Here is a 26,438-nt window from a genome sequence, read left to right as displayed (position 1 = left end):
GATTCAGTCTCCCCTGCTGATCAAATCGAGCAGTTCACCCAACTCGGCCGTGGTCAGGTCGCGCAGCTCACCAACCTTCAGCTGTCCCAGCCGGACCGGGCCGATCGCGATCCGGCTGAGCCGACGGACCGGGTGCCCGACATGATCCATGGTACGGCGGACGATCCGGTTTCTGCCCTCGTGCAACGTCAATCGGACCAGACTTCGGTCCTCGGCGGTGGACACGAGCTTGATCGAATCGGGCTTGACCGGGCCGTCGTCGAGGGTGACGCCCTCCCGCAGCCGGTGCAGCGTCTCCCGCGTGACCACCCCGGCGACCTCGGCCAGGTAGGTCTTCGGGACCCGGAACGACGGGTGCGCCAGCTTGTGCGCGAAGTCGCCGTCGTTGGTCAGGATCAGCAGGCCCTCGGTGTCGGTGTCCAGCCGGCCGACGTGGAACAGCCGGTCCGTCCGGTCCTCGAGGTAGTCGGACAGGGTGCGCCGCTGCTCCGGGTCGTCCATCGTCGACACCACGCCGCGGGGCTTGTTGATCACAACGTACGCGTGCCGGCGCGGCGGCGGGATCCGGGCACCGTCGACCCGGATCAGGTCGGTCTCCGGATCGACGCGGGTGCCGAGCTCGGTCACCACCGCCCCGTTCACCTCGACCCGGCCCGCCATGATCAGGTTCTCACTGGCCCGCCGGGACGCGATCCCGGCCGCCGCGAGCACCTTCTGCAGCCGGATGCCCTCATCATTCATCGGGCGCATCCTGCCCAGTCGCGGGGTCACCCGGCACCGGCGAATCGGCGGCGCGCGCCGGGCCGGATTCCGAAGCCGGGGAGTCGGCATCGCCGGCCGGGGAATCGGCATCGGAGGCCGACGTCGGATCGGGGTCGGTGGTCGGGACGGCATCGGGGCCGGCGACGGGAGCCGGATCGGAACCGGCCAGCGGGACGGAGCCGGAATCGGAGGCCGGTACCGGATCGGCAGCATGGCCCGGACCAGGCTCGGCGGACCCGGCTTCTGGAGCCGGAGCGAACTCGCTCCCCCCGGCTGCGTCGGCTCCAGTGGGCTCTGTCGGTACGGATGCTTCCGACGCGGGCTCGGCTGCTTCGGCTGCGTCAGCGTCGGGCCCGCCGTGGTTCGGGGCGTCGGCCCCGCCGTCGTCCGGCTCCTGATCATCAGCGGAGAGCGCTTCGGCGTCGGCCGCCGGCTCAGCCTCCGGACCGTCGGAGTCCGCCGGGTCGAAGGTCCGGTCCGCGCCCTCTCGGTCCTCCGCCTCCGACCCGTCCGACTCCGACTCGTCCGAATCCGGCTCGGTGGAGCTCGGCTCGTCCGTGCCCTCCGGCTCGGTGGGCGTGTCCGGCGAGGACGGCGACGCGGGCGAATCCGGCGAATCGGGCGAGTCCGGCGAATCCGGCGAGTCGGCGGACGCCGGTGATTCCGGGGACGACGCGGACGAGGCCGGTTCGGGGCTCTCGTCGGCCAGCGGTACGGCCCCATCCGCGTCGGCGGTCTGGCTGATCGTCGCGAACTGGGACAGCTCGGCCTCCAGCTCGCTCGCCTCGGGCAGGTGCGGCGCCAGCTCGGGCAGCTGCTCGAGCGACGAGAGGCCCATCCGTTCCAGGAAGTAGTCGGTGGTCGCGAACACCACGGCACCGCTCTCGGCGTCGGCGCCCGCCTCGACGATCAGTCCCCGCGCCAGCAGGGTACGGATCACGCCGTCCACGTTCACGCCGCGGATCGCCGAGACCCGGGACCGCGAGATCGGCTGCAGGTACGCGATCACGGCCAGGGTCTCCAGCGCAGCCTGGGAGAGCCGCGACTGGGCCCCGTCCAGGACGTGCCCGGCGATCAGGTCCGCGTGCTCGGCCCTCGTGTAGTAGCGCCAGCCGCCACCGAGCTGGCGCAGCTCGAAGCCGCGCCCGGTCTCGTCGTAGAACGCGACCAGCTCCGCCAGCGCCTCGGACACCACGTGCACCGGCGCACCGACCGCCTGGGCCAGCACGGTCTCGCTCATGGGTTCCTCGGCCAGCAACAGCAGCGCCTCCAGCGCGCCCGGGATGTCGTCGGTCTTCGGTACCTCGATCAGCGTGTCCTGCTGCTCCGGCCCCGGTTCGGCCGCCGTCGGATCGTCGTCGGTCGCAGCCTCGTCCGGGGTCGCCTCGTCGGTTTGTACGTCCTCGGCCGGGCGCTCCTCGGCGGGACGCTCCTCGGCCGGGCCGGGGTCGGCGGGCGCGGTCGTACCGTCGAACTCCTCGGCCGGCGACGTCTTGGCGGTCTGATCAGTCACGATCGCCTTCCTGATCTTGGTCGGGCTGAGCGGGTTCCTCGTCGTCGGCGTCCGGGCCGGCTTCCTCATCCGCAGGCTTCGGCGGCGCGTCGAACTCGTCGGAGATGGTCAGGTCCCCCTCGGCCGAACCGGTCCAGCGTACGGTCAGCTCGCCGAGCGGGGTGAGCTGCTCAAAGGCCACCGCGGCCTCCCGGAACAACTCCAGCAGCGCCAGGAACCGGCAGACCACGACCACCCGGTCGGTCGCGTCCGCGGTCAGCGCGCGGAAGGTCAGTGCCCCGGACCGCCGCAGCCGGTCCACCAGGACCACGGCCTCGTCCCGGACGTTCACCGCCGGCGCATGCAGGTGGGCCAGCGAGACGACGTCGGCCTGCTTCGGCGTCATCGCCTTCGCGGCCAGCTCGGCGAACCGGTCCGGACTGATCCCGATCGTCACCTCGGGCATCAGCTGGGTGAAGTGCTGCTCCATCCCGACCTGCCGCGGATGGCGCCGGCCCTGCTCGGACAGCACCTCGGCGATCCAGCCGGAAACGATCTTGAACGCGCGGTACTGCAGCAGCCGGGCGAAGAGCAGGTCCCGGGCCTCCAGCAGCGCCAGGTCCTCCGGGTCGTCGACCTCACCGGACGGCAGCAGCCGGGCAGCCTTCAGATCGAGCAGGGTGGCCGCGACGACCAGGAACGAGCTGGTCTGCTCCAGGTCCCAGCTGTCGCCGGCGGCCTTGATGTGGGCGATGAACTCGTCGGTCACCTTGGACAGCGCGACCTCGGTGATGTCCAGCTTGTGCTTCGAGATCAACTGCAGCAGCAGGTCGAACGGGCCCTCGAAGTTCTCCAGCCGGACGCTGAACGAGGTGCGTCCCGCACCTTCCGCGTCCGACGCCGAGTCCTGCAGTTCCTCCCGGGCCGAGCTCATTCTGGGGTGATCCTCACTGGCTGAGCCTCCGGATGAGGTCGGACTGCTCGCCGTGCTGCTCCAGTCCGGCCAGCGCCGCCGCGATCGCCTCCCGGACGATCCGGCCGCGGTCGACCGCCATCCCGTGCTTCGCCCGCAGGGTGAGCCGGGCCTGTTCCAGCGCCAGCAGCTCCTCCGAGCTGACGTACACGGTGATCTTCTCCTCGTGCCGGACCCGTCCGGAGCCACGGACCGCGCGGCCCGCGACCCCGTCCTCGGCGGCCCGTCGGGCCTGGCCGGAGGACTCGGCCCGAGTCCCCTCGTCCGCCCGGGCACCGTCCCGCTCGGCCTGGGCCGGCTGGTCGTGTGGGGACGACGGCGCCGGGTCGGGACGCCGCGTCTCGGCCGGTTGTTCCCGCTGGACCGGCCGTACGGGCTCCTCCGTCCGGGTCGGCCGGAACAGTTCCGACGCCCCGGGCAGGCTCACCCGCCGTGGCATCGAGCCAGCACCTCCCGCGCCAGCGAGCGGTACGCGGCCGCGCCGGGCGAACTCGAGGCGTACGTCGTGATCGGCTCGCCGGCGACCGTCGTCTCCGGGAACTTCACGGTGCGCCGGATCACGGTGTGGAAGACGGTCTCACCGAACGCCTGGACCACCCGCTCCAGCACCTCGCGGCTGTGCAACGTCCGCGGGTCGAACATGGTGCCGAGGATGCCGAGGATCTCCAGCTTCGGGTTGAGCCGGTCCTGGACCTTGGCGATGGTGTCGGTGAGCAGGGCGATCCCGCGCAGCGCGAAGAACTCGCACTCCAGCGGCATGATCACCTTGTCGGCGGCGGTCAGCGCGTTGACGGTGAGCAGACCGAGCGACGGCGCGCAGTCGATCAAGATCACGTCGTAGTCGCCGCGGATCTTCTCCAGCACCCTGAGCAGGGTCTGCTCCCGGGCCACCTCGGAGACCAGCTGCACCTCGGCGGCGGACAGGTCGATGTTGCTGGGCAGGACGTCCAGCCCCTCGACGTTCGTCGGCGAGATGACCTCGTCGATCTCGGTGTCCCGGCCGAGCAGCAGGTTGTAGATGCTGAGTTCCAGCGTGTGCGGGTTCACACCGAGCCCGACCGACAGCGAACCCTGCGGATCGAAGTCGACCAGCAACGTCTTGATGCCCGCCTCGGCCAGCGCGGCGCCGAGGTTGATCGTGCTGGTGGTCTTGCCGACGCCGCCCTTCTGGTTGCACATCGCGATGATCATCGCCGGCCGGGTGTGCGGCCAGTCCGAGATCGGCGGCAACTCGGGGAACGGCCGACCGGTGGGTCCGATCGAGCCGGGCTTGTCGGCCGACCCCTTGCCGACGGGCTTGTCGAGCCGGCCGTCGGGCTCGTACTCGCGGACCGGCTCGTCCTCTCCGGCGGGCGGCGCGGCGACCGGGGTGTCCGGCTCCTGCGTGCCCTGGTCCGGGACCGTGAACAGCTCCTCGGCAGAGGAATCGCTGGGGTCGTAGAGCTCGACCGTCGGCCGTTGGCGGCCACCGAACTCGGTGGATTCGTCCACGTTCATCCTTCCGCCCCGTGATCGGATCCTGCCTGGCGTGCACGCCCCCTGCGTCCGCGTGCTTCCGCGCAGCTTAGTGCCCCCGGCCCTGGTGAGCCATCGATAGCGCCGATCACGACGCGCGTCGCCGACGGATGCAAGATCATCTCCGCTCAGGCCCGGCTAACGCGCCCGGGGATGAGCGGTCAGATACACCTCGCGAAGATGGTCCACCGTAACAAGCGTGTAGATCTGGGTCGTCGTCACGGAGGCATGACCGAGCAACTCCTGGACCACCCTGACGTCCGCCCCGCCGTCCAGCAGGTGCGTCGCGAACGAGTGCCGCAGCGTGTGCGGCGAGACCTCGGTGCTGATCCCGGCCCGCTCCGCGACCGCGCGCAGGATGGTCCAGGCGCTCTGCCGGGACAGCCGGCCGCCGTGGGCGTTGACCAGCAGCGCCGGCGTCCCGCGGCCGCGCCGGGCCAGCTCCGGCCGGGCCCGGGTCAGGTACGCCGACGTCGCCGCCCGGGCATAGCGGCCGAGCGGCACCAGCCGTTCCTTGCCGCCCTTGCCCAGCACCCGGATCGCCGCGGTCTGCTCCGCCGGCAGGTCCAGCGCCCGGCTGACGTCGTCGACGTCGAGCGCGACCAGCTCGCCGATCCGGGTGCCGGTGCCGTACAGGAGCTCCAGCAGGGCCCGGTCGCGCAGGCCGAGCGGCGTGTCCGGCGCCGGCGTCTCCAGCAGCCGCTGTACGGCGTCCAGCGGCAGCGCCTTCGGCAGCCGCCGGGCCGGGGCCGGCGGCTGCACCTCGGCGGCCGGGTTGTGCTCGGTGTGCCGCTCCTCGACGGCGAACCGGTGCAGGTTGCGGACCGCGACCACGGCCCGGGCGACGCTGGCCCGGGCCAGCGGCGGGTGCCGCCAGCGCTCAGGATCGGCCTCGTCCCGGACTCCCTCGGCCAGCCGGCTGGCGTACTCGGTGATCATGGCCGGGGTCACCGCCTCGAGCCGGTCCACCCCGGTGTCGGCCAGCTGCCGTACGTAGCGGTCAAGGTCACGCCGGTAGGCCGCGACCGTGTTCGCCGACAATCCGCGCTCGACCAGGAGATGATCAAGATAGGTGGTGACCAGGTCCTTGATCATCATCGTCATCGGGTACGGTCCTCCGCGGTTCAGGCGAGCAGCTCGGCGAGCGGGCGGTGTGGCAGCTGGTGCGCCTGCGCGACCGGCTCGTTGATCAACTCACCGGCGTGCGTGTTCAGGCCCAGAGCCAGCGCCGGATCGTTCCGGGCCGCGTCCCGCCAGCCGCGGTCGGCCAGCGCCACCGCGTACGGCAGCGTCACGTTGGTCAGCGCATAGGTCGAGGTGTTGGGCACCGCGCCCGGCATGTTGGCCACGCAGTAGAAGACGGAATCGTGCACCCGGTAGGTCGGCTCGGCATGCGTGGTGGGCCGGGAGTCCTCGAAGCAGCCGCCCTGGTCGATCGCGACGTCGACCAGCACGCTGCCGGGCAGCATCCGGGACACCAGCTCGTTGCTGATCAAGGTCGGCGCCTTCGCGCCCGGCACCAGCACCGCGCCGATCACCAGGTCCGCGTCCAGCACGGCCCGCTCCACCTCGTAGGCGTTCGACGCGACCGTCTGCAGGTGCCCCTGATAGATCCGGTCCGCCTGGCGCAGCTTGTCGATGTTGTTGTCCAGCAACAGCACCTCGGCCTGCATCCCCAGGGCGATCGCGGCCGCGTTCATCCCGGACACGCCGGCACCGATCACCACGACCTTGGCCGCGTAGACGCCGGACACCCCGCCCATCAGCACGCCACGGCCGCCGCCCGGCCGCATCAGGTGGAAGGCGCCGACCTGAGGGGCCAGCCGACCGGCCACCTCGCTCATCGGGGCGAGCAGCGGCAGCGACCGGTCGGGCAGCTGCACCGTCTCGTACGCGATCCCGGTCACCCGCCGGTCCAGCAGGGCCCGGGTGCAGTCCAGGCTGGCCGCCAGATGCAGGTAGGTGAACAGGATCAGGTCCGGCCGCAGCCGCGGATACTCGCTCGGCACCGGCTCCTTGACCTTCAAGATCATCTCGGCGTCGGCCCAGACCTGGTCGGGGTCGTCGATGATCACGGCACCGGCCGCGCCGTACTCCTCGTCGGTGATCGACGAGCCGGTGCCGGCGCCGGACTGCACGGCGACGCTGTGCCCGTGTCCGACCAGTTCGTGCACGCCCGACGGGGTGATCGCCACGCGGTACTCGTTGTTCTTCACCTCGGTCGGAACACCGATCCGCATCCGTACCTCCTCAAGATCAACTCCCGCGACGCCGCAGCCGGCGGGGCACCGCCCGAACACCCGGCGGTACGGGGCCGAGCATAGACCTCGGTCACACGGGTTTCGCGGAAAGCGTTGTGCCCGGCGTACGGTGCCGTGATGGACCAGAACCGCTACCGTCCCGGCCGGGCCCACACCTCGCGCACCTATCCGGTGATCCCGCCGATCTACCAGACCACGACGTTCGAGCTGGACGATCGCGCGTACGCCGACATCCAGGGCGAGGGCGGCCTGCACGAGACCTGGTACACCCGGTTCAACAACCCGACCGTCGACGCGGCGGCCGCCGAGGTGGCCCGACTGCATGCGGGTGGTGACGACGAGGGCGTTCGCTCCTTGATCTTCGCCAGCGGGATGGCGGCGATCGCCACCACGCTGGTCAGTCTGGTCAAGGCCGGCGACACGGTGGTGGCCTCGCGGCAGACGTACGGCGACACGGACGACCTGCTCCGCCGCGATCTTCCGGCGCTCGGCGTCACCGTGGTCCGGGTGGACGCGCACGACACCGATGCCTGGCGGACCATGATCGCCGAACACCGGCCGGCCCTGGTCTACGGCGAGACCCTGTCCAATCCGCAACTGCGGCTGGTCGACCTGCCCGCGGTCGCCGAGGCGGCGCACCAGGCCGGGGCCTGCTTCGTGGTGGACAACACGTTCGCGACGCCGTACTGCACGCGACCGCTGGAACTCGGCGCGGACGTCGTCGTGGAGTCGGCGACGAAGTTCCTGGCCGGTCACTCCGACGTGGTCGCGGGAGCGGCGACCACGCGCGATCCGGCGCTGCTCGAGGAGATTCAGCGCCGGTTGATCACGTTCGGCGGCTGCGCCGATCCGCACGCCGCTTTCCTGCTCTGGCGGGGCATGCGGACGTTCCGGGTGCGGCTCGCCGAGAGCTGCCGGACCGCTGCCGCGCTGGCCGACCTGCTGGCCAAGGAGCCCGCGGTCCGCGACGTGATCTACCCGGGCCGCGATGATCATCCCGACAGCGCGGTGGTCCGCCGGGTGATGCCGGGCGCCGGCGGCGCCATGCTCACGGTGGTGCTGCACGGCGGTGACGAGCGCGCCGGGGCGGTGCTGCGCGGCCTCCGGGTCGGCGTCGAGGCGACCAGCCTCGGCGGCGTGGAGACCCTGGTCAGCACCCCGTTCAACTCGTCGCACTTCAACATGACCGACGAGGAGCGGCTGGCCGCCGGCATCCAGCCCGGCACCCTGCGGCTGTCGATCGGCCTGGAGGGCGAGGAGGCCCTGCTCGCCGACCTCCGCCAGGCCTTCGACCTCCCCTGACCCCGACCCGTCCTCGAATCCGCGCGGTCCGGGGTCGCACACCTGCCGAGTGGAGCGGGACGAGGCTCGCCGCTGGGCAGGATCAGGGGGTGGGCAGGCGGCGGGCCAGGTAGCGGCGCTCCGCGGGGTCCAGGTGGGCCAGCCGGATCCGGAGCAGGTGCAGGGTGACCCAGAGTTCGGTCGCGGCCTCGACCTCGCAGGAGGTCCAGCGCAGGATCTCGGCAAGCGACTCGATCCCGATCAACCAGCGCGCCGCCCAGCGATCGGCCGCCAACTCCTGCCGACGCCCGGCCCGGCCGCCGCACGGGACGTCGCGGTGCTCGCGATGCGCCAGCTCGTGGGCCAGCGCGCAGCGCTTGACGACCTGCTTCGCCCGGGCGTCCATCAAGATCACGTCCTGATCCGGATACCACCAGGCATCGGCGCCCTGCAGCAGCGCATCGTCCTTCGACCACTCCACCCGCACGCCCGGCAGGCTCCGGAGCGCCCGCCACGGGTGTGCGACCGCCACCGTCCTACTCCTTGTCCACGTCCTCGTCGCCCGACTTCACCTGCCGCCGGCTGGCGACCCGCCGCTCGGTGTCGATCAGCGTACGAGGCTCCTCTGACAACTCCCGGTCGACGGAGCGATCGATCCGGTGGAGGGCGCCGCGCTGCTCGCCGGTGCCCCGCGTGATCGCCCGGATCAACTGGTCCAGCGCGTCCCGCTGCTCGGCGGTGAGCGAGGCGGACTCCGACGTCGGCACGTACGGGCCGAGTTCGCCCGGCGGCCGGCCGGCCAGCGCCCGCAACTCCCTGGCGTCGAGGTCGAAGCCGGCGGCGAGTGCGGCCAGCGTCTCCTGGCGCGGCCGCGGACCGTGCTCGCCCTTCAGGTAGCGGGCCACCGCGGACCGGTCGATCCGATGACCCCGCTCCCCCGCCCGGGCCACGATGTCGTCGATGCTGCGCTCGCCCTTGGCCTCCACCAACCGGTCCGACAGGGCGCTCACGAGCGGGGCAGCCCGTCGCCGAACCGCCCGCGCGCCGTCGACCTGGTGAGGTGCATAGGCACAAGTTACAGCGCCGCCCCGCGGTGATCCGGGCCATACCGGCACATGTGCCGATTTCGCCGTACGTCGATCATCGATCGGCGTCGAAAGTCGTTGACGATCTTCGACTTTGCTTGTTGAATGTGATCACTGCGAACCCACCGGAGGCACAAGGATGAAGCTCCGTTCCCATCAAGCTCTGCGGGACTACATGACGTTCTACAAGATCAACACCGGGTACGCGCTCGCGAAGCGGGCCGGCATTCTCCCGGGTACGGCCAACTTCCTGGTCCAGGGCCACCGCGACACCTGCTCGTCCAGGACCGCGCTGGCCATCGAACAGGCCCTCCGCTGCCCGCCCGGCTTCCTGTTCGAGCCCGCCGGCCACCAGGACCGCCGATGAACGGCCGACCCGTGGAACAGCGGCGGGTGCGGGTCTGGTTCGGCCAGCACCTGCTGCACGACTACCTGGCCGAGGCCACTGCCGCCGAGCGGTACGCCGAGTCGATCGGGCGGCGCTTCGCCGGCCTCGAGGTCACCGTCGACCACGAGGTCAGCGACGATCTGCGCCCGCTCCCCTGCGAACAGCTGTGGGCCGTGCTCACGCCCTGATCGATCGCCGGCGGCCCGGCGCCAGGACCATGATCACGACCGCGGTCAGCACCAGCGTGCCGAGGTGGATCAAGATCAACGGGCTGCCGGCGCCGGCGCTGCGGTCGATGCCGGACTCGATCGAGCGGTCCAGCACCGAACCGATCACGCCGGTGATCACGTTGTTGACGACGTGCAGCACGACCGAGGCCTCGATCCCGCCGGTCCGCCAGGCGACGATCCCCATCAGCAGGCCGAACAGGAAGTAGTACGCGATCAACCACGGGTCACCGGCCAGGTGGGCCGAGCCGAACGCGGCCGAGGAGACCACCAGGGCGATCACGGTGCCGACACCGGCCCGGGCGAACAGCCCGCCCACGCTGCGACCGAACAGGCCGCGGAAGGTGATCTCCTCGGCGGCGGCCTGCAGCGGCATCAGCGTGAGCGCGACGATCAGCCAGGGCAGCGGATTCGGCGACGGGCCGGCCGCGGTGAGCAACACCCGCGGCTCGACCGCGAGGATCGCGGCGCTGATCCCGCCGATCATGATCAACGAGATCAGCAGCGCCCGGCCGGCCCAGCGCCAGCGGAACCGCCCGGCGACCGAGAACAGTGTGCCGAGCGGCTGCCGCGGGAACAGCAACCGGTGCAGCAACAGGCTGACCGGCAGCAGGGCGGCCAGCGAGAGCAGCGCCGAGGCGAAGATCACCGGCGTCATCGGCGTCGGCGAGCTCATCAACTCGCCCATGCCGATTCCGCGCTGCGCTGCTTCGATCGCGAACGCGGCCAGCGACAGCGGAAGGTTGATCAGCAGGTACGTCAGCACGACGGCCGCGATGATCACCAGCACCTTCCACCAGCGGGCACCGTCGCGGAGCGAACGCAGATAGTTGACGGGCGCGGCTGCGCCCGCGGCCGGAACTGCGGAAACGTCCGTGGCAAGAGTCATGGTTCGAGTCTCGGCCGCCGAACCCGGGGATCGCAGTCCGACCGGTCACCGGACCCGGTGACGGATTCACCCCAGGGCGCTGAACGCTGTCACCGTCCCTCGTACGATGCTCGGCGATGACCGAGCCCACCGAGCTGGACGCCGCCCGAGGCCGTACCCGTGACTTCGTCCGGCGTACCAGGCCGGGCTCGGTCGAGCGCGCCGACCTGTCCTGGCCGAACGGCGAAGCGGTCGTCCTCGCGTACGACGATCCGAGGGCCGGGCCGTTGATCGTCAAGCACCATCTGACCGCGAGTGCGTACGACCGCGAGGTCCGAGCGCTGCGCGACTGGGCGCCACGGCTCGGGGCCGGGCGGGCACCGACCCTGGTCGCCGCGGACGACGAGGCCGGGATCATGATCACCGACCGGTTGCCCGGCTCGGCCGGCACGGCCGCATCACCGGACGCATTCCAGCAGGCCGGCCGGCTCACCGCGCTGCTGCACGGGATCGAGCCGGCCGGGACGCAGCCGGACCAGGCGGGCCGGCTGCTGCGCAGGATCGATCAATGGCTCCGCCGGGCGCCGGGGCTGTTCGCGCCGGCCGACGTCGACCTGGTCCGGTCCTGCGCCGAGGCGGCCGGCGAGCTCCCCGATCCGGAGGCGGGCTCGATCCACGACGACAACCAGCCGCGGAACTGGATCGTCTCCCCCGACGGCCGGCTGGCCATGATCGACTTCGCGCGGGCCAAGGTCGATCTCTACCTGCACGACATCGAGCGGATGGTGTTCGCCGAGTGGGTCGACCGGCCCGAACTGGCCGACGCCTTCTTCGACGGCTACGGCCGTCGGCTCACCGACGACGAGACCGCCCTGCTCACGTACCGCGGCGCGTTGCAGGGCATGGGCACCGTGATCTGGGCCCGTGAACACGGTGATTCCGGATACGAGCAGCACGGCTGGTGGCTGCTCGACCGGGTCCGCCGAACGCTCAGCCCTTGACCTGAACGGTCTGCAGGAACCCGGGCAGCCGGTCCGGCGGCGTGGTGAAGAACAGGCCGACGCCGGTGCCCGACCAGACGGCCTGCAGCGCGATCTTCCGGCCGTTACGCTCCACCTCGGCGGACCAGCCCGGATGACCGGCGAGTTCGGCCTCGGTCAGCTCCGGCTTGCTACCGGCGAGCTGGCCGATCGCGTACTCGGCGAGCTGCTTGGCCTCGGCCGCCGACGGTTCCTTCTTCAGGGTCGCGAGCAGCGCGCCGGTGATCGACGCGTCGCCGAGCTTGCCGCAGGAGTGGACGAAGGACGACTCGATCCCGAGCTCCTCCATGTCGTTGCCGGTGATCTCCTGCGTCTGCGGCTTGGCACACGGCATGGTCCAGCTGAACACGCCGTCCTTGCTGGTCTGGGCGGTGCCGCTGGGATCGCTCGAGGCCGACGGCGGTGCCGAGGAGCTGGGCGCCTCCGACGAGGGCGCCGCCGAACTGGGCGCGGCCGACGAGGCCGGTGCCGAGGGGGCTCCCGAGTCGCCGGGCTGGGCCGGTGGATTGCTCGAGCACGCCCCCGCGAACAGGGCCACGGTCAGGGCCAGCAGGATCGAACCGCGTCGCAGCTTCATGGCCCGAACGTTAGCCGGTCCCCCGGTCTTGATCAGTGGTGCGACGCCTCCCGGGCCGGCCATGGTGCGTCGGCCGGCCGCAGGGCGTCGAAGCCGTCCCGGGTCCGCGCCGCCCAGGCGGCCAGTACGCCGGCGACCAGGGTCGGATTGTGCAGCCGTCCCTCCAGCACGGCCTGGACCAGGTCGTCCAGGCCGGCCCGGACCACGTCCATGTGCGCCTCCTCGGCGTGCGGGACGAACCCGTCCGGCAGCGGCGCCTCGGTCAGCCCGCGGGCCAGGTAGACCCGCAGCGACTCGCTGCTGATGCCCGGCGACGTGAAGAGGTCGACCAGCACCCGCCAGTCCCGCGCGGCCAGCCCGACCTCCTCGGCCAGTTCCCGCTGGACGCCGACCAGGTAGTCCTCGTCGCCGTTGTCGAGCAGGCCGGCCGGCGGCTCGATCAGCCGGTGCCGCACCGGGTGCCGGTACTGCCGCACCAGCACCACCCGATCATGATCATCGAGGGCGATCACGCCGACCGCCCCGGGATGGTTCAGGTACTCCCGATTGATCAACTCGCCGTCCGGCGTCCGTACCCGATCGGAGCGGTAGGACGTCTTCCGCCCGGCCGCCAGCTCGTCCGTGGCCTCGACGGTCCAGGCCTGCGGATCGTCCAGCAGGGCAAGATCATCGAGGATCGGCGTACCGGCCAGCGGACCATGATCGGTTTCGGTCACTGAGCGGACTCCATCGGCAGCCGCGCGGAAAGCTTGCGCTCCAGCGCCGCCTCGATCAGGCCGGCGAACAGCGGGTGCGGGTTGGTCGGCCGCGACTTCAGCTCCGGGTGGGCCTGGGTGGCGACGAAGTACGGGTGCAGGTCGGTGGACAGCTCGACGAACTCGACCAGCCGGCCGTCCGGCGAGGTGCCACTGATCACCAGCCCGGCCGCCTCCAGCTTGTCCCGGTAGGCGTTGTTCACCTCGTACCGGTGCCGGTGCCGCTCGGCCACCTCGGTGCTGCCGTACCGCTTGGCCACCAGGGATCCCTCGGCCAACGTGGCCGGGTACGAGCCCAGCCGCATCGAGCCGCCGAGGTCGCCCTCACCGGACACGATCGCGACCTGTTCGGCCATCGTGGCGATCACCGGGTGCTCGGTGCCGGGGTTGAACTCCGAGGAGTCCGCGCCCTCCAGTCCGGCAAGATCACGAGCGACCTCGATCACCATGCACTGCAGGCCGAGGCACAGCCCCAGGATCGGGATCTGGTTCTCCCGGGCGTACCGGATGGCGCCGACTTTCCCTTCCACACCACGGATTCCGAAGCCTCCGGGTACGCAGATGCCGTCCACCGTGGACAGCACCTTGGCCGCGCCCTCCGGGGTGGCGCAGTCGTCCGACGGGACCCAGACCACGTTGACCTTGGCCCGGTTGGCGAAGCCGCCGGCCCGCAGCGCCTCGACCACCGAGAGGTAGGCGTCGGGGAGGTCGATGTATTTGCCGACCAGCCCGATGGTCACCTCCTCGGTCGGGTTGTGCACCCGGTCCAGCAGGTCGTTCCAGCGGGTCCAGTCGACCGCGCGGTGCTCCAGGCCGAGCCGCCGCACCACGTACCCGTCGAGGTCCTGGGCGTGCAGATTGGCCGGCAGGTCGTAGATGCTCGGCACGTCGAGGTTGGAGATCACGGCCGAGTCGTCGACGTCGCACATCAGCGAGATCTTCCGCTTCACCGAGTCCGGGATCTCCCGGTCGCAGCGACAGACGATGGCGTCCGGCTGAATGCCGACCTGGCGCAGCGCGGCGACGGAGTGCTGGGTCGGCTTGGTCTTCAGCTCGCCGCTCGGCCCGATGTAGGGCAGCAGCGACACGTGCAGGAAGAACACGTTGTCCCGCCCCACGTCGTGCCGGACCTGCCGGGCCGCCTCGAGGAACGGGAGCGACTCGATGTCGCCGACGGTGCCGCCCACCTCGTGGATCACGACATCGACGTCGTCGCCGCCCATGGCGAGCATCGATTCCTTGATCTCGTTGGTGATGTGCGGGATCACCTGGACGGTGTCGCCCAGGTAGTCGCCGCGGCGTTCCTTGGCGATCACCGACGAGTAGACCTTGCCGGTCGTGACGTTGGCCTCGCCGGACAGGTTGACGTCGAGGAACCGCTCGTAGTGCCCGATGTCCAGGTCGGTCTCCGCGCCGTCCTCGGTGACGAAGACCTCGCCGTGCTGGAAGGGGTTCATGGTGCCGGGATCCACATTGAGGTAGGGGTCCAGCTTCTGCATGGTGACCCGCAGGCCTCGGGCCACCAGCAGGTTGCCGAGTGACGAGGCGGTCAGTCCCTTGCCCAATGAGGAGGCGACACCGCCGGTGACGAACAGATGCTTCGTGATGCGTGCGCGATGTCCCACGGGCTTCCACCCTAGCCCGCCCGGGCCGGTTTCGACGAACGCCACGACTGGCGATTTCACGGATACCGCGGCGGGTGCCCGGATTCGTACCGTCGAAGCACGGAAATCACCTGAAGGAGACCACGATGAACACCACCGAAACCACCCGGACCGCCGAGTTCCTGGACGCCTGGTGCGCGGCCGAGGTCGCCGGCGACGTGGCCGCGCTGGACCGCTATCTGGCCGAGGACTTCCTGGCCGTCGGACCGCTCGGCTTCCAGCTGACCCGGCAGGACTGGCTGGACCGACATGCCTCCGGGGCGCTGACGTACGAGAGCTTCGAGCTGTCCGAGCTCCTGACCCGGCAGTACGGCGACGTGACCGTCGTCGTGGCCCGGCAGAGCGGCACCGGCAGCTACCGGGACCCGGCCGCCCCGCCGCAGGCGCCGTCGGTGCCGGTGCCCGGCGCCACCCGGGTCACGATCCTGCTGGCCGGCGGCGACCAAGGCCTGCAGTTGGCCGGGATCCAACACAGCTTCATCGCCGGCACGCCAGGCGCCCCGCCGATCCCCGGCGCCCCCGCCGGTGGTCAGCGATGAGCACGCCACTGGCCGGCCGGGTCGCCCTGGTCACAGGAGCGAGCCGGGGCATCGGGGCCGCGACCGCCCGGGCCCTGGTCCGGGCGGGCGCGGCGGTGGCCCTGGCCGCCCGGACCGAGTCGGCCCTGACCTCCTTGGCCGACGAGCTCACCGCCGAGGGCGGCCGGGCGCTGGCCGTGCCGACCGATGTCGGCGACCCGGCCTCGGTGCTCCGGCTGGTCGAGCAGACCGTCGGCGCGTTCGGCCGGCTCGACGTGGCGGTGAACAACGCGGCGGCCGGTGATCATCGGCCGACCCCGCTGGCCGAGCTTCCGGTGGCCGCGTTCGACGCCGCGCTGGCGATCAGCCTGCGTGGTGTGTTCCTGGCCATGAAGTACGAGATCCCGGCCATGATCGACTCCGGCGGCGGGGTGATCATCAACGTGTCCTCGACCGCGGCCGAGCATCCGCCGGCCGGCCTGGCCGGCTACGTGTCGGCCAAGGCCGGGGTGATCGGGCTGACCCGTACCGCCGCCCTCGACTACGCCGCCGCCGGGCTGCGGGTGAACGCCCTCGCCCCCGGCCCGATCCTCACCGAGCAACTGGAGCAGGCCGGCGAGCAGGCCCAGCGACACGTCGCGGCCCGGCTGCCGGTCCGCCGGATCGGCGCCCCGGCCGAGGTGGCCGACGCGGTCGTCTGGCTGGCCTCCGACCAGGCCCGGTTCATCACCGGCGTCACCCTTCCGATCGACGGCGGCCTGCTCGCCGGCATGCCGCCCTTCGCCCGAACGAACCAGGAGAAATGATCATGAAGACGACCGAACAGTGGGTGCAGTTCACCCACCTGGAGAAGCTGTACGGCTACCTGCCCGGAATGGCCGAGGCGCAGCCGGCGATCTTCGGGCTGGACCCGGAGTCGTACACCAAGATCATCGAGAACTTCGCGGCCGCCGCCCGCGGCGCCGCCGAGGAACTGCTGGCCGACGACGAGTTCGCGGCCGCCGTGGACGCGCTGCCGTTCCGGGACGGCCAGACCGTGTATGCCGCCGGCGACAGCCTCACCGACGACAGCCAGTCCTGGGCGGAGATCCTGCGCTTCCTGCTGGAGCTGCGCAAGCCGGGCGTCACCGTGATCAACGGTGGCCTGTCAGCGCATACGACGGCGATGGTGCAGCGTCGCTGGCCGGCCACCCTGACCGCGACCAAGCCGGACTGGGTGCTCTGCCTGCTCGGCGGCAACGATGTCACCCGGGTCGGTCCGGACGCCGCGAAGACCCAGGTCAGCCTGGCCGAGACGATGATCAACTTGGCCGAGCTGCACCGGATCGCCGGGCTGAAGGGCGTGGCCGACTGGGTCTGGCTGACCCCCGTCCCGGTCGTTCCCGACCGGGTCGCCGCCAACCCCGGCTTCCGGTTCGGCGAGTCGACCTGGGACAACGCCGACCTCGTCGCCCTGGCCGAGGCGATGCGCGACCTGCCCGGCCCGCTGGTCGATCTGGTCGAAGTCTTCGGCGTGCCCGGCGACCCGGACCTGCAGGGCCCGGACGGCGTCCACGTCTCCCTGGCCGGCCACCAGGCCATCGTCCGAGCCCTGGTCACGACCCTGCAGTGATCTTTGGAGGATTCCGCGGCCGAGTGCCGCGCGACATCGTCGCCGCCATGGCCTGCCACATCGATGCCTGGCTCGCTCGCCTCTCCCTGTACGAGACCGCCGGCGAACTGGTCGCCGAGATCCACGACCTCGAGCACCGGATCACGCCAAGCATCGACCAGCCCGGGAACCGCGAGGTCTGTCCCCTGGGACAGACCTCGCGTTTCGCCTATCAAGAACCACTCAGGCAGTGTTCGGATCAGCATCGTCGATTCGTAGACCGACCGACACCCAGACTGGAGCGGCCGACTGCCCGCCGAGGACCCACAGTCCCGCGACAAGAGGAACGGCCATCACCAAGATCACGACCATGGTGGCGATCGTCCCTTGGTTGATCTGACGCCCAAGGCGCTTCATTCGCCGCGCAGCCAGAACCTCAGTCTCCTTGTCGACCAGCTTGGTCAACGCGCCCTTGGCGGCGCCGTTCCAAAGATGTGAGTGCATCGAGGCTCCACGAAGTGGCTTGAATGATCGTAACGATGGCGCCGATCACTGGCACGAGAGCCGCCGGCAGCCAACCCAGGTTCGACATGCCCGGATCATGACGTCGATCGGCGCTCACCGCTGCCAGTTCGCATAGGTCCCACGACTCCATTGCGCTTGAATCCGAGGCGCATTGCAGGCTTCGGAGTCGTCGACCGAGCAACTTCGCTCTGAGCTCGCCATGTGGCGCGGATCTGACGCGGAACGTGCCACCCAAGACGAGAAACCGATTGCAGACCGAGTTGCGCGTCGAATCAGTGCCACTTGGCCGGAATCTGACGAGCGCGCCTTGTGGGATCCGGTAGAGAAGTCACAGTTGCCAGAGGTCATCGGCGAGGTCGGCGAGGGTCGGGTAGCACGCAAGGTTCAGGTCAGGTCGCACGTAGCTGAGCAGCTCGAAGGAGTCGAACTCCAGGCTCAGCGTGGCGCTCATGGGGCGGCGGACGAACTCGTCCGCGGGCCAGCCGTAACCGTCCAGGAATGCCCGCAGCAACCGCTTGTCGGCGTGGAACAGGCCGAGGTGCAGGACCGGGAGTTCGTAGTGCGGGTCGGTCGCCTCGGCGCCGCCCCAGTCGATGAGGCCGGCCAGCCCGGCATCGTCGACGAAGACATGATCAACACACAGGTCCGCGTGGACGAAGGCACGTCCGACCGGTGTGACCAGATGGTCGTCGATCTGGGCGATCAGGTGTTCCGGCAGGCTTCCCCAGGCGCGGGGGCGCCGGGCGGCGTCGCCGCCATGATCACGCAACCAGTCCCGCGCCAGCCGACCCGCGGGATCGATCGGCGCCAGAGCGTGCACGTTCTTGATCACCGGCCCGAGCCGACGAGCAAGGTCCAGTCGCTGACGCTCCGACAAAGCTGCCTCGAGGACCGGCCGGCCAGGTGAGCGGCTCAGCACCAGATAGTCATGATCACCGAGGTGACCGTGCGCCAACAGTTCGGGAACCGGCAGTCGATCGTCCGATCCGAGCATCCGGTAGGCGGCGAATTCGGTGTCAAGATCAAGCCGGTCGGCGGGCGGGAACAGCTTCACGGCGAGGTCCGCCGTCCGCACCACCGGGACGGTGCCGTCCCGGCGCAGCTCGGGATCGGCCACCGCGAAACCGAGACCGTTGATCAACTCGATGACCGGGCCGAGCTCCATCCGTCGATCCTGCCACGAGCCGACCGGCGCAGCACTAGGCTGAGCGCGTGGTGGGCCGGGTCCGGGAGCGCGCGCAGCTTGATCGGCTGATGGGCGAGGCGACGGCGGGACGGGGCGGCTCGCTGGTGGTGCGCGGTGAGGCCGGGATCGGGAAGTCCTTCCTGCTCCGGTACGCCGAGCAGACCGCGGCCGAGGCCGGCGCGATGCGGGTGCTGCGGACGGCGGGCACAGCCCCGGAGACGGAACTCGGCTATGCCGGGCTGCACCGACTGCTGCGGCCCGTGCAGGAGTTGATCACCTTGCTGCCCGCCCCGCAGCAGGTCGCGCTGCGGACGGTGCTCGGGTTGCAGGACGGGCCGGGTCCGGACCGGTTCCTGGTCGGGCTCGGCGTGCTCACGCTGCTGTCGGAGGCGACGGCCGATCCGGCTCGGCGCGGCCCGCTGCTCTGCGTGATCGACGACGCCCACTGGCTGGACGGACCGACCCGCGAGGCGCTCGGGTTCGTCGCCCGGCGGATCGAGGCGGAGCCGGTCGCGTTGATCTTCGCCGAACGGGCCGAGGCCGGCGACGACGCGCTGGCCGGGCTGCCGGTCCTGCCGCTGTCCGGGCTGGACCGGGCCGCCGCGGTCGAGTTGCTGACGGCCCGGGCGGCGGCCGAGCCCGGCGGCTGGACCGCGGCCGAACAGGACGCGGTGCTGCGCGCCACCGGCGGCAACCCGCTGGCGCTGACCGAATTGCCGTTGGCCGACCTGCCCCGGGTCCGGTCCGGCGAACCGGTCCCGCTCGGCGACGAGTTGCAGCGCGCGTTCCTGGACCGACTGCAGCGCTGCTCCGCCGACGACCGGACGGTGCTGTTGCTGGTGGCGGCGGCCGGCTCGATCTCCGCGAACGCGCTGGCGGCGGCTGCCGACCGGCTGGGCGTGCCGGCGAACCCGGCGGCGCTCGCCGAGTTGATCAAGGATGACGCCGGCGAGCTGACCTGTCGCCATCCGCTGATCAGGTCGGCCTGCTACGGCGACGCCGATCCGGGCCGGCGGCGCGCGGTGCACGCGGCCCTCGCCGACGCCTACGCCATGGCCTCCGACGCCGATGCCGCGGACCGGCGCGCCTGGCACCTCGGCCGCTCGGTCACCGGCATCGCCCCGGACGCGGCCGACGAGCTGGAACGGGCCGGCACCGCCGCGCTGCACCGGGCCGGGCCGGGTACCGCCCAGACACTGCTGCTCCGGGCCGCCGAACTCAGCCCGGACGACGCGTCGCGGGACCGGCGGTTGATCGCGGCCGCCGACGCCGCGGTCCAGGTCGGCGATCAGGAACGAGCGATCGGGCTGCTGGCCGGGACCCGGCAGGGCGACCCGGTCGAGTCCGCCCGGCTGCGCGGCCTGATCGAGCTGCGCCGCGGCCAGCCGGCCGACGCGCTCGATCTGCTCGAGCCGGTGCTCGCCACCGGCCTGACCGCCGAGGCGCTGGCCCGTGATCCGGACCGGGTGGTGCGGTTGGTCATGGTGTACGGGGAGGCGGCGTTCCAGGCCAACCGCGCCGAGCCGTACGCCCGGCTCGCCGATGAGCTGGAGCGTCTGCCGCTGGACGATCTGGCCGGGCCGGCGGGCGTGCTGCTGCGGATGCTGCGCGGCTCCTGCCGGGCCCGTACCGGAGCGGCGCCCGGACTTCGGCCGGACGATCCGGACCGGCTCGCCGAGCTGGACGACCCGTACCGGCTGTGCTGGGCCGGGGGTCTGCTCTGGGGCCTCGGCGACCCGGGTGCCGGGCGGCGGCTGCGGCGGGCCGCGATGCAGCGGGCCCGAGATCTCGGCGCGGTCGGGGCCCTGGCGTGGGTGCTGGACTACGTGGTGGTCGACGAGGTGGGCGACTGCCGCTACGACCTGGCCGAGGCGTACGCCGAGGAGGGCCGGAGCTTCGCCGAGGAGACCGGCCAGCCGACCACGGCCTGCCGGCACCTGGCCTGGCTGGCCCTGGTGGCCTCTCTTCGTGGCCGGGAGACCGACGCCACCGAGCTGGCCGAGGCGGCCCTCGGCGCGGCCGAACGGCACCGGCTGGCGGGCGCCGCCGCGGTGGCACGACGCGCCCTCGGCCTGCTGCACCTGGCCGCAGGCCGGCCCGCCGACGCGCTGCGCCAGCTGTCCGCGCTGGACCGCGGCGACGCCGGCCATCCCGGGATCCGCCTGTTCAGCTTCGCCGACCTGGTCGAGGCGGCGGTACGAGCCGGCGAGCCGGACCGGGCCCGCGCGACGTACCAGCGCTTCCTGACCTGGATCGAGGCCGGCGCTGCCCCGGAACTGCGTGCGCTGGGCACCCGGGCCCGGGCCCTGCTCACCGACGGCGAGTCTGCCCTGGCCGCCTACCGCGACGCGTTGGCCCAGCACGCCGACGGCGGCCAGCCGTTCGAGCAGGCCCGCACCCGCCTGCTCTACGGCGAACAACTCCGCCGGGACCGCCGTCCCTCCGACGCCCGGGCCGAGCTCCGCGCCGCCGCCGACGCGTTCCGCCGGCTGGGCGCGCCCGGCTGGGCCGAGCGGGCCGCCATCGAACTCCGGGCCGCCGGCGGCAGCGCCGGCTCCCCCGGCACGACCGAGGACAACCCGGCGCCGGCGCTCGACGGGCTGTCGCCGCAGGAGCTGCGGATCGCGATCGGCGTCGGCGAGGGCCAGACCAACCGCGAGATCGCGGCGCAACTCTTCCTCAGCCCGCGCACCGTGGACTACCACCTGCGCAAGGTGTTCCAGAAGTTGCAGATCAGTTCCCGGGCGGAGTTGATCAAGCTCGCCCCGCGGGCTCAGCCGTAGGTCGGGTGCTGCGGCCAGCCCGCCGGCGAGTCCTCCCAGTCCTGCTGCCTCCCGTACACGGTGAGATCGAGGATGCCGTGCTGGAAGAGCAGCCGGTCCACCCCGCGCTGGGTGGTGCTGTAGGTGCGGAAGATCCGCTCGCCGTCCCGCAGGTACGCACTCAGCAGGAACCCGCCGCCGGCGCCGCTGTCGGCTGCGAACGTGGTGCCCCGCGAGGACGCGATCGGCATGGTCCAGCCGCGCTGATCCCGGTAGCCCGCCAGCTGTGCGTACGGCATGTCGGAGACGGTGGCCCAGCTGACGCCGCTGTCGGCCAGCCGGGTCAGCGCGCCCGGTGGAACGTTGTCGCTGAACCCGGTGCACCCCGGGCAGAAGTGATCCGGCCCGTTGTCCATGAACTGGTAGACGACCAGCTGATCCCGGCCGTCGAACAGGTCGAGCAGCGTCACCGGTCCGTCGGCGCCCTGGAAGACGTAGTCCTCGGTGAGCGCGACCATCGGCAGCCGGCGCCGCCGGGCGGCGATCGCGTCCAGGGCCCGGGTCGCTTCCTTCTCGGCGACGAGCAGGGCGTCCCGCTCACGTTGCCACTCCTCCGCCGAGACGATCGGCGGTCGTGCGATGTCGTTCATGATCGAACCTCCCTTTCTTCGGTGAAACGGAGCCGGCCGAGCGGTTTCGACATCGTTCAGCCGGTCTTGGCGGCCTTCTTGCGCCGGGTCCGGGTCGGCTTCGCGGAGCGGGCCCGGTCCGCCGTCTCGATCAACTCGCGGGCGTGGGCCAGGGCCGAGTCGGTCGTGTCGAGGCCGGCCATCATCCGGGCCAGCTCGGCGGCGCGTTGATCATCGGCGACCCGCTGCACGCCGCTGGTGGTGACCTGGCCGTCGTCGGCCTTGACCACCACGTAGTGCCGGTCGCCGAAGGCCGCGACCTGGGCGAGGTGGGTGACCACGACGACCTGGGCCCGCCGGGCCAGCGCGGACAGCCGGCGGCCGATCTCCACCGCGACCTTGCCGCCGACGCCGGCATCCACCTCGTCGAAGACGAACGTGCCCCGGTTGCCCGATTCGGCGGCCAGGATCACCTCGATCGCCAGCCGGACCCGGGACAGCTCACCGCCGGACGCCACCTTGCCGAGCCCGCGCGGCTCGGAGCCGGGATTGGCGCTGAACAGCAGCTCGACCGCGTCGGCGCCGTGCGGCCCGAGCTCGGTCTCGGTGACCGCGAAGCTGAGCCGGGCGTGCGGCATGGCCAGCGCGGCCAGTTCGGCCTCGACCAGGGTCGCAAAGGTCGCCGCTGCCTCCCGCCGGGCGGCACTGATGCGACCGGCCAGCTCCGCGAGCTCCGAGTCCAGCACGGCGATCCGGGCGGTCAGCTCCTCGATCCGCTCGTCCCCGGACTCCAGCCCGCCGAGCCGGCCGGCGGCCTCGGCCGCCCAGGCCAGCACCTCGTCGCAGTCGCTGCCGTACTTGCGGGTCAGGGTGGCCAGCTCGGACCGCCGTTCGGCGATCTGCTCCAGCCGGCCGGGCTCGGCGTCCAGAGCGTCCAGATAGTCCGCGGCGGACGAGGTCAGTTCGGTCAGTGCGTACGACAGGTCCTGCACCCGGCTGCGCAGCTTCTCGGCGTCCGGATCGGCGGCGGCGAGCGTCTCGATCTCCTTGCGGGCGGCGGCGATCGCGCTCATCGCCCCGCCGGCCTCGTCCTCGCCGCCGGCGAGCGCCTCCATCGCGGCGGCGGCCGACTGGCGCAGGTCGTCGCTGCGCTGCAGCCGGGTCGCCTCGGCCGCGAGCTCGACGTCCTCGCCCGGCTGCGGGTCGATCTTCTCGATCTCGGCCAGGCCGAACCGCAGCAGGTCGATCTCGCGGGCCCGGCTCTGCGCCTGCTCGGTCAGCTCGGCCAGCTCGCCCCGGGCCTGCTGTCGCTCCGCGTACCGCTCCCGATAGCCGTCCAGGGATCCCGCGACGGTGTCCCCGGCATAGGCGTCGAGCAGTTCGCGCTGCCGGTCCGGACTGGTCAGCCGGAGCTGCTCGGACTGGCCGTGGATGGTGATCAACTCCTCGACCACGGCGCTGCCGGAACTCACCGGCACCTGGGCGCCGCCGACCCAACTGCGGGACCGGCCGGCCGAGGTCACCTGCCGGGCCACCAGCAGTTCGTCGCCGTCGAGTTCGCCGCCCAGCTCGTCGACCCGGGAGCGGGTGGTCCGGTCCGGGGCGGTGAAGACGCCCTCCACGCGGGCCTGGCCGGCGCCGGTCCGGACCGCCTTCGGATCCGACCGGGCGCCGAGCAGCAGCCCCATGCCGGTGACGATCATGGTCTTGCCCGCGCCGGTCTCGCCGGTGACCACGGTCAGTCCTGGGTCCAACTCGATCGTCGCCGAGTTGATCACACCGAGATTGGTGATCCGCAGCTCGCTGATCATGGTCAGATCCTCTACTCGCCGGGTGTGCTGGAGTTCACCGGCCGGCGCACGCCACGCCAGCCCTCGACCTTGAGCCCGAACTTGTTCACCAGGCGGTCGGTGAACGGAGACTGGGAGAGCCGGGCCAGCCGCAACCGGTGCCGGCCCTGGCAGATCTCGATCCGTACCGCCGATCGGACGTCCGTCGTACGGTGCCCGTCGCACCAGACCACGGCATGGGTCTGCGAGCCGTCCAGCACCTGGACCACGACCCGGGACGACGGGCCCAGCACCAACGGCCGGGCGAACAGGGCGTGCGCGCTGAGCGGCACCAGCAGCAGCGCCTCGACCTCCGGCCAGATCACCGGCCCGCCCGCCGAGAACGCGTACGCGGTCGAACCGGTCGGGGTCGACACGACCAGGCCGTCGCAGGCCCAGCGGGACAACGGCCGGCCGTCGATCTCGACCAGGACCTCGAGCATCCGCTCCCGGGCGGCCTTCTCGATCGACACCTCGTTGATCGCGAACGACGTCCAGGCCTCGGCGCCGTCCTGCACGGAGACGTCGATCGTGGACCGTTCCTCCACCGTGTACGACCGCTCGACGATGTGGTCGACGATCGCGTCGATCTCCGAGGACTCGGCCTCGGCGAGGAAGCCGACGTGGCCGAGGTTCACGCCCAGCAAGGGAATGTCGGCGTTCACCACCCACTCGCCACCGCGCAGGATGGTGCCGTCGCCACCGAGCACGATCATCAGTTCACAGTCCGCGATCGGGTCCGCGGCGTCGGCCGAGACGACCTCGACGTCCATTGTCAGCCGGCCTGACCGCACAGCGGCGTCGTCGTCGGGCAGCACGGAGATGATCCCGTGCCGGCTCAGCCCGGTGACCAGGCGTGAGGCAGCCGTGATCGCCTCGTCCCGCTGCGGATGGGTGAGCACCGCCACCCGGCGGCGCACCTGCTCGGCCTGACTCACGAGACAGAAGCATAGGTCGGGGGCACTGACAATCCCGTCGCACGCCGCAGGTGGGCGAAGAACTCTTGGTTACCGCTGTTGCCCGGCACCCGGCTCGGCACCACCCGGACCGCCGCCCAGCCCTGCTCCGCAGCGGTACGGAGAACGCCGTCGACCGCCGCCCGGCGCAGCTCGGGATCGGTCACCACGCCGCCCTTGCCGAGGTCGGCCCGGCCCACCTCGAACTGCGGTTTGATCATGATCAGCATGTCCGCATCGTCGCGCAGCACTCGGTCGAACGGGGCGACCAGCAGGCGCAACGAGATGAACGACACATCGGCGACCAGGAGGTTGACCGGGCGTCGGTCGACGTGCCCGAGATCGAGCTCGCGCAGGTTGGTCCGTTCCCACACCACGACCCGCTGGTCGGCCCGGATCACGCCGCTGAGTTGATCATGACCGACGTCGATCGCGTACACCCGTTCGCAGCCGGCCTCCAGCAGCACCTGGGTGAACCCGCCGGTGCTGGCACCGGCGTCGACGGCCCGCCCGTACGGCTGCAGGTCGCAGTCCGCCAGCGCGCCGAGCAACTTGTGCGCGCCGCGGGAGACGTAGTGATCACCGGCCTCGACCGTGATCGGGGTCGCGTCGTCGACCTCGAGGGACGGCTTCCCGGCCGCCCGGTCGGCGACCCGGACCCGGCCGGCGATGATCAACTCGCGCGCCTGGCCGCGGGACCGGGCCAGGCCGCGGTCCACCAGCGCGCGATCCAGACGGACCACGGCGATTCGTGCCGACCGTGGATCAGGACGGAGTGTCGGCGGAGCCGTCGGACGGCTGGTGCAGCGCCGTGTGCAGCGCTTCGTGCACCCGGGACAGCCGGTCGTGGTGCTCGGCGACCGGCTGGCCGGCCAGCCCGTCCAGCTCGGTCAGCGCGGCGTCGATCTCGTCGACGCCGGTTCGCGGCCGTACGTTCTGATCATGGTCGGGTTCGGTCACTCGGTCGCCTTCTCTGCTTTCTTCGCCGTGGTGCTGCGCGCCGCAGCCTTCTTGGCCGGAGCCTTCTTCGCCGCGGTCTTGCGGGCCGGGGCCGGCTTCGCGACGGCCTTCTTGGCCACCGCGGTCCGGACCGTCTTGGTCGCCGCGGCCGTCTTCCGTACCGCCGGCGGAGCCGGTTCCGCCACAGCCGTCGGTTCGGGGTCGGTCGCCCGGTCCCGCAGTGCGGCCAGCTCGGCGCGTGCGTCGGCCAGTCCGGAGGTGACCCCGGCGAGCTCGGCCCGCGCCTCGGTCAGCCCGGTCCGGGCCTCGGCCAGCTCCGACCGGGTGCCGGCCAGTTCGGATCGAGCCTCCGCCAGCGCCGTCCGGGTCTCGGCCAGTTCGGACCGGATCCCGATCAGTTCGGACCGCACCTCGTCGAGGTCGTCGGACCGGACCAGGCCCAGCCGACCGGAGGCCTTCTCCATCTCGGCCGTGATCGTGTGTTGCAGCGATCGCGCCGCCGCCCGGGCCTTCGCCCGGGTGCTGCGACCGATGCCGCCCACCGTCTCCAAGTAGTTGTGTTTCGTGTCGACGACCACAGTTCTCCTCCCTCGG

Annotated in this window: 29 protein-coding genes; 8 read left to right on the top strand and 21 right to left on the bottom strand. The window is 71.6% G+C overall.

Translation table 11 applies throughout. The features are described from left to right. Window positions 1-3: 3 nt before the first annotated feature. From AC6CCG_RS15415 to ald, 7 genes are all read right to left on the bottom strand, one after another. Entirely contained in the window at window positions 4-741 is a 738-nt protein-coding gene (locus tag AC6CCG_RS15415) for a pseudouridine synthase (protein WP_496655456.1), read from the bottom strand. After that, a complete protein-coding gene (scpB, locus tag AC6CCG_RS15410; RefSeq protein WP_496655455.1) occupies window positions 734-2,275 on the bottom strand; it encodes an SMC-Scp complex subunit ScpB in 1,542 nt (513 codons plus the stop codon). The genes AC6CCG_RS15415 and scpB overlap by 8 nt, the downstream gene beginning before the upstream one ends. Beyond that, window positions 2,268-3,188: a segregation and condensation protein A gene (locus AC6CCG_RS15405; protein WP_496655454.1), complete on the bottom strand. Its 921-nt coding sequence runs from the start codon at window positions 3,186-3,188 to the stop codon at window positions 2,268-2,270. The genes scpB and AC6CCG_RS15405 overlap by 8 nt, the downstream gene beginning before the upstream one ends. Before the next feature lie 13 nt (window positions 3,189-3,201). Further along, window positions 3,202-3,666: a hypothetical protein gene (locus tag AC6CCG_RS15400; protein WP_496655453.1), complete on the bottom strand. Its 465-nt coding sequence runs from the start codon at window positions 3,664-3,666 to the stop codon at window positions 3,202-3,204. After that, complete coding sequence (locus AC6CCG_RS15395; protein WP_496656269.1) at window positions 3,651-4,637, bottom strand: ParA family protein; 987 nt, start codon at window positions 4,635-4,637, stop codon at window positions 3,651-3,653. The genes AC6CCG_RS15400 and AC6CCG_RS15395 overlap by 16 nt, the downstream gene beginning before the upstream one ends. Window positions 4,638-4,880: 243 nt before the next feature. Further along, window positions 4,881-5,846, bottom strand: a complete 966-nt coding sequence (gene xerD / locus AC6CCG_RS15390) for a site-specific tyrosine recombinase XerD (RefSeq protein WP_496655452.1) — start codon at window positions 5,844-5,846, stop codon at window positions 4,881-4,883. Between the two features lie 20 nt (window positions 5,847-5,866). Then, window positions 5,867-6,982 carry an alanine dehydrogenase gene (gene ald / locus AC6CCG_RS15385; protein ID WP_496655451.1) on the bottom strand — a complete coding sequence of 372 codons (1,116 nt, stop codon included), beginning with the start codon at window positions 6,980-6,982 and terminating at the stop codon, window positions 5,867-5,869. A 138-nt stretch (window positions 6,983-7,120) separates the two neighbouring features. On the opposite strand from ald, the gene AC6CCG_RS15380 reads away from it, so the two are divergent. Beyond that, window positions 7,121-8,305, top strand: a complete 1,185-nt coding sequence (locus tag AC6CCG_RS15380; protein WP_496655450.1) for a trans-sulfuration enzyme family protein — start codon at window positions 7,121-7,123, stop codon at window positions 8,303-8,305. Between the two features lie 82 nt (window positions 8,306-8,387). On the opposite strand, the gene AC6CCG_RS15375 is transcribed toward AC6CCG_RS15380, so the two are convergent. Both AC6CCG_RS15375 and AC6CCG_RS15370 read right to left on the bottom strand, forming a co-directional pair. Beyond that, window positions 8,388-8,816 carry an ImmA/IrrE family metallo-endopeptidase gene (locus tag AC6CCG_RS15375; protein WP_496655449.1) on the bottom strand — a complete coding sequence of 143 codons (429 nt, stop codon included), beginning with the start codon at window positions 8,814-8,816 and terminating at the stop codon, window positions 8,388-8,390. 4 nt (window positions 8,817-8,820) lie between these two features. Further along, window positions 8,821-9,294, bottom strand: a complete 474-nt coding sequence (locus tag AC6CCG_RS15370; RefSeq protein ID WP_496655448.1) for a hypothetical protein — start codon at window positions 9,292-9,294, stop codon at window positions 8,821-8,823. Between the two features lie 214 nt (window positions 9,295-9,508). Here AC6CCG_RS15370 and AC6CCG_RS15365 point away from each other — a divergent pair, with 214 nt between their 5' ends. Further along, window positions 9,509-9,736 (top strand): helix-turn-helix domain-containing protein, encoded by a 228-nt coding sequence (locus AC6CCG_RS15365; protein ID WP_496655447.1) that lies wholly within the window; start codon window positions 9,509-9,511, stop codon window positions 9,734-9,736. After that, complete coding sequence (locus AC6CCG_RS15360) at window positions 9,733-9,945, top strand: hypothetical protein (RefSeq protein ID WP_496655446.1); 213 nt, start codon at window positions 9,733-9,735, stop codon at window positions 9,943-9,945. The genes AC6CCG_RS15365 and AC6CCG_RS15360 overlap by 4 nt, the downstream gene beginning before the upstream one ends. Here the strand turns inward: AC6CCG_RS15360 and AC6CCG_RS15355 are convergent. Continuing rightward, on the bottom strand, window positions 9,935-10,873 hold the full coding sequence (locus tag AC6CCG_RS15355) for a CPBP family intramembrane glutamic endopeptidase (RefSeq protein ID WP_496655445.1): 939 nt from the start codon (window positions 10,871-10,873) through the stop codon (window positions 9,935-9,937). The genes AC6CCG_RS15360 and AC6CCG_RS15355 overlap by 11 nt on opposite strands. Window positions 10,874-10,989: 116 nt before the next feature. Between AC6CCG_RS15355 and AC6CCG_RS15350 the strand changes: the two genes are divergently transcribed. After that, window positions 10,990-11,853: a phosphotransferase gene (locus tag AC6CCG_RS15350; RefSeq protein WP_496655444.1), complete on the top strand. Its 864-nt coding sequence runs from the start codon at window positions 10,990-10,992 to the stop codon at window positions 11,851-11,853. Here the strand turns inward: AC6CCG_RS15350 and AC6CCG_RS15345 are convergent. From AC6CCG_RS15345 to pyrG, 3 genes are read right to left on the bottom strand one after another with little or no spacing between them, the layout of a single operon-like run. Further along, window positions 11,843-12,469 carry a hypothetical protein gene (locus tag AC6CCG_RS15345; protein WP_496655443.1) on the bottom strand — a complete coding sequence of 209 codons (627 nt, stop codon included), beginning with the start codon at window positions 12,467-12,469 and terminating at the stop codon, window positions 11,843-11,845. The two genes, AC6CCG_RS15350 and AC6CCG_RS15345, sit on opposite strands and share 11 nt — an antisense overlap. A 32-nt stretch (window positions 12,470-12,501) precedes the next feature. Then, complete coding sequence (locus tag AC6CCG_RS15340) at window positions 12,502-13,128, bottom strand: NUDIX domain-containing protein (RefSeq protein WP_496656268.1); 627 nt, start codon at window positions 13,126-13,128, stop codon at window positions 12,502-12,504. A 53-nt stretch (window positions 13,129-13,181) separates the two neighbouring features. Beyond that, window positions 13,182-14,849 (bottom strand): CTP synthase, encoded by a 1,668-nt coding sequence (gene pyrG, locus AC6CCG_RS15335; protein ID WP_496655442.1) that lies wholly within the window; start codon window positions 14,847-14,849, stop codon window positions 13,182-13,184. A 125-nt stretch (window positions 14,850-14,974) separates the two neighbouring features. Here pyrG and AC6CCG_RS15330 point away from each other — a divergent pair, with 125 nt between their 5' ends. Genes AC6CCG_RS15330 through AC6CCG_RS15320 form a run of 3 tightly spaced genes read left to right on the top strand, consistent with a single transcriptional unit; the run spans window position 14,975 to window position 17,018 of the window. Continuing rightward, window positions 14,975-15,427 (top strand): nuclear transport factor 2 family protein, encoded by a 453-nt coding sequence (locus tag AC6CCG_RS15330; RefSeq protein ID WP_496655440.1) that lies wholly within the window; start codon window positions 14,975-14,977, stop codon window positions 15,425-15,427. Beyond that, window positions 15,424-16,212 (top strand): SDR family NAD(P)-dependent oxidoreductase, encoded by a 789-nt coding sequence (locus AC6CCG_RS15325; protein WP_496655438.1) that lies wholly within the window; start codon window positions 15,424-15,426, stop codon window positions 16,210-16,212. Before AC6CCG_RS15330 ends, AC6CCG_RS15325 begins: the two co-directional genes overlap by 4 nt. 2 nt (window positions 16,213-16,214) lie before the next feature. After that, a complete protein-coding gene (locus AC6CCG_RS15320; protein WP_496655437.1) occupies window positions 16,215-17,018 on the top strand; it encodes an SGNH/GDSL hydrolase family protein in 804 nt (267 codons plus the stop codon). Between the two features lie 222 nt (window positions 17,019-17,240). On the opposite strand, the gene AC6CCG_RS15315 is transcribed toward AC6CCG_RS15320, so the two are convergent. Further along, window positions 17,241-17,501, bottom strand: a complete 261-nt coding sequence (locus tag AC6CCG_RS15315; RefSeq protein ID WP_496655436.1) for a hypothetical protein — start codon at window positions 17,499-17,501, stop codon at window positions 17,241-17,243. A 349-nt stretch (window positions 17,502-17,850) separates the two neighbouring features. Next, window positions 17,851-18,687, bottom strand: coding sequence for a phosphotransferase family protein (locus tag AC6CCG_RS15310; protein WP_496655435.1), 837 nt, complete (start codon window positions 18,685-18,687; stop codon window positions 17,851-17,853). Between the two features lie 47 nt (window positions 18,688-18,734). Between AC6CCG_RS15310 and AC6CCG_RS15305 the strand changes: the two genes are divergently transcribed. Further along, on the top strand, window positions 18,735-21,491 hold the full coding sequence (locus tag AC6CCG_RS15305; protein ID WP_496655434.1) for a helix-turn-helix transcriptional regulator: 2,757 nt from the start codon (window positions 18,735-18,737) through the stop codon (window positions 21,489-21,491). Here AC6CCG_RS15305 and AC6CCG_RS15300 read toward each other — a convergent pair. The 6 genes from AC6CCG_RS15300 to AC6CCG_RS15275 are packed head-to-tail and all read right to left on the bottom strand — an operon-like array spanning window position 21,482 to window position 26,422. Next, complete coding sequence (locus AC6CCG_RS15300; RefSeq protein ID WP_496655433.1) at window positions 21,482-22,120, bottom strand: DUF899 family protein; 639 nt, start codon at window positions 22,118-22,120, stop codon at window positions 21,482-21,484. The two genes, AC6CCG_RS15305 and AC6CCG_RS15300, sit on opposite strands and share 10 nt — an antisense overlap. A gap of 56 nt (window positions 22,121-22,176) precedes the next feature. After that, window positions 22,177-23,910 carry a DNA repair protein RecN gene (gene recN / locus AC6CCG_RS15295; protein WP_496655431.1) on the bottom strand — a complete coding sequence of 578 codons (1,734 nt, stop codon included), beginning with the start codon at window positions 23,908-23,910 and terminating at the stop codon, window positions 22,177-22,179. 11 nt (window positions 23,911-23,921) lie between these two features. After that, window positions 23,922-24,866, bottom strand: a complete 945-nt coding sequence (locus tag AC6CCG_RS15290) for an NAD kinase (protein ID WP_496655430.1) — start codon at window positions 24,864-24,866, stop codon at window positions 23,922-23,924. Next, on the bottom strand, window positions 24,863-25,627 hold the full coding sequence (locus AC6CCG_RS15285; protein ID WP_496655429.1) for a TlyA family RNA methyltransferase: 765 nt from the start codon (window positions 25,625-25,627) through the stop codon (window positions 24,863-24,865). Before AC6CCG_RS15285 ends, AC6CCG_RS15290 begins: the two co-directional genes overlap by 4 nt. A gap of 22 nt (window positions 25,628-25,649) precedes the next feature. Continuing rightward, window positions 25,650-25,844, bottom strand: coding sequence for a hypothetical protein (locus AC6CCG_RS15280; RefSeq protein ID WP_496655428.1), 195 nt, complete (start codon window positions 25,842-25,844; stop codon window positions 25,650-25,652). Next, a complete protein-coding gene (locus tag AC6CCG_RS15275) occupies window positions 25,841-26,422 on the bottom strand; it encodes a hypothetical protein (RefSeq protein WP_496655427.1) in 582 nt (193 codons plus the stop codon). The genes AC6CCG_RS15280 and AC6CCG_RS15275 overlap by 4 nt, the downstream gene beginning before the upstream one ends. Window positions 26,423-26,438 lie beyond the last annotated feature (16 nt).

This window comes from Microlunatus sp. YIM B11417 (assembly GCF_059617205.1).
This window is presented reverse-complemented; position numbering and strand designations above follow the sequence as displayed.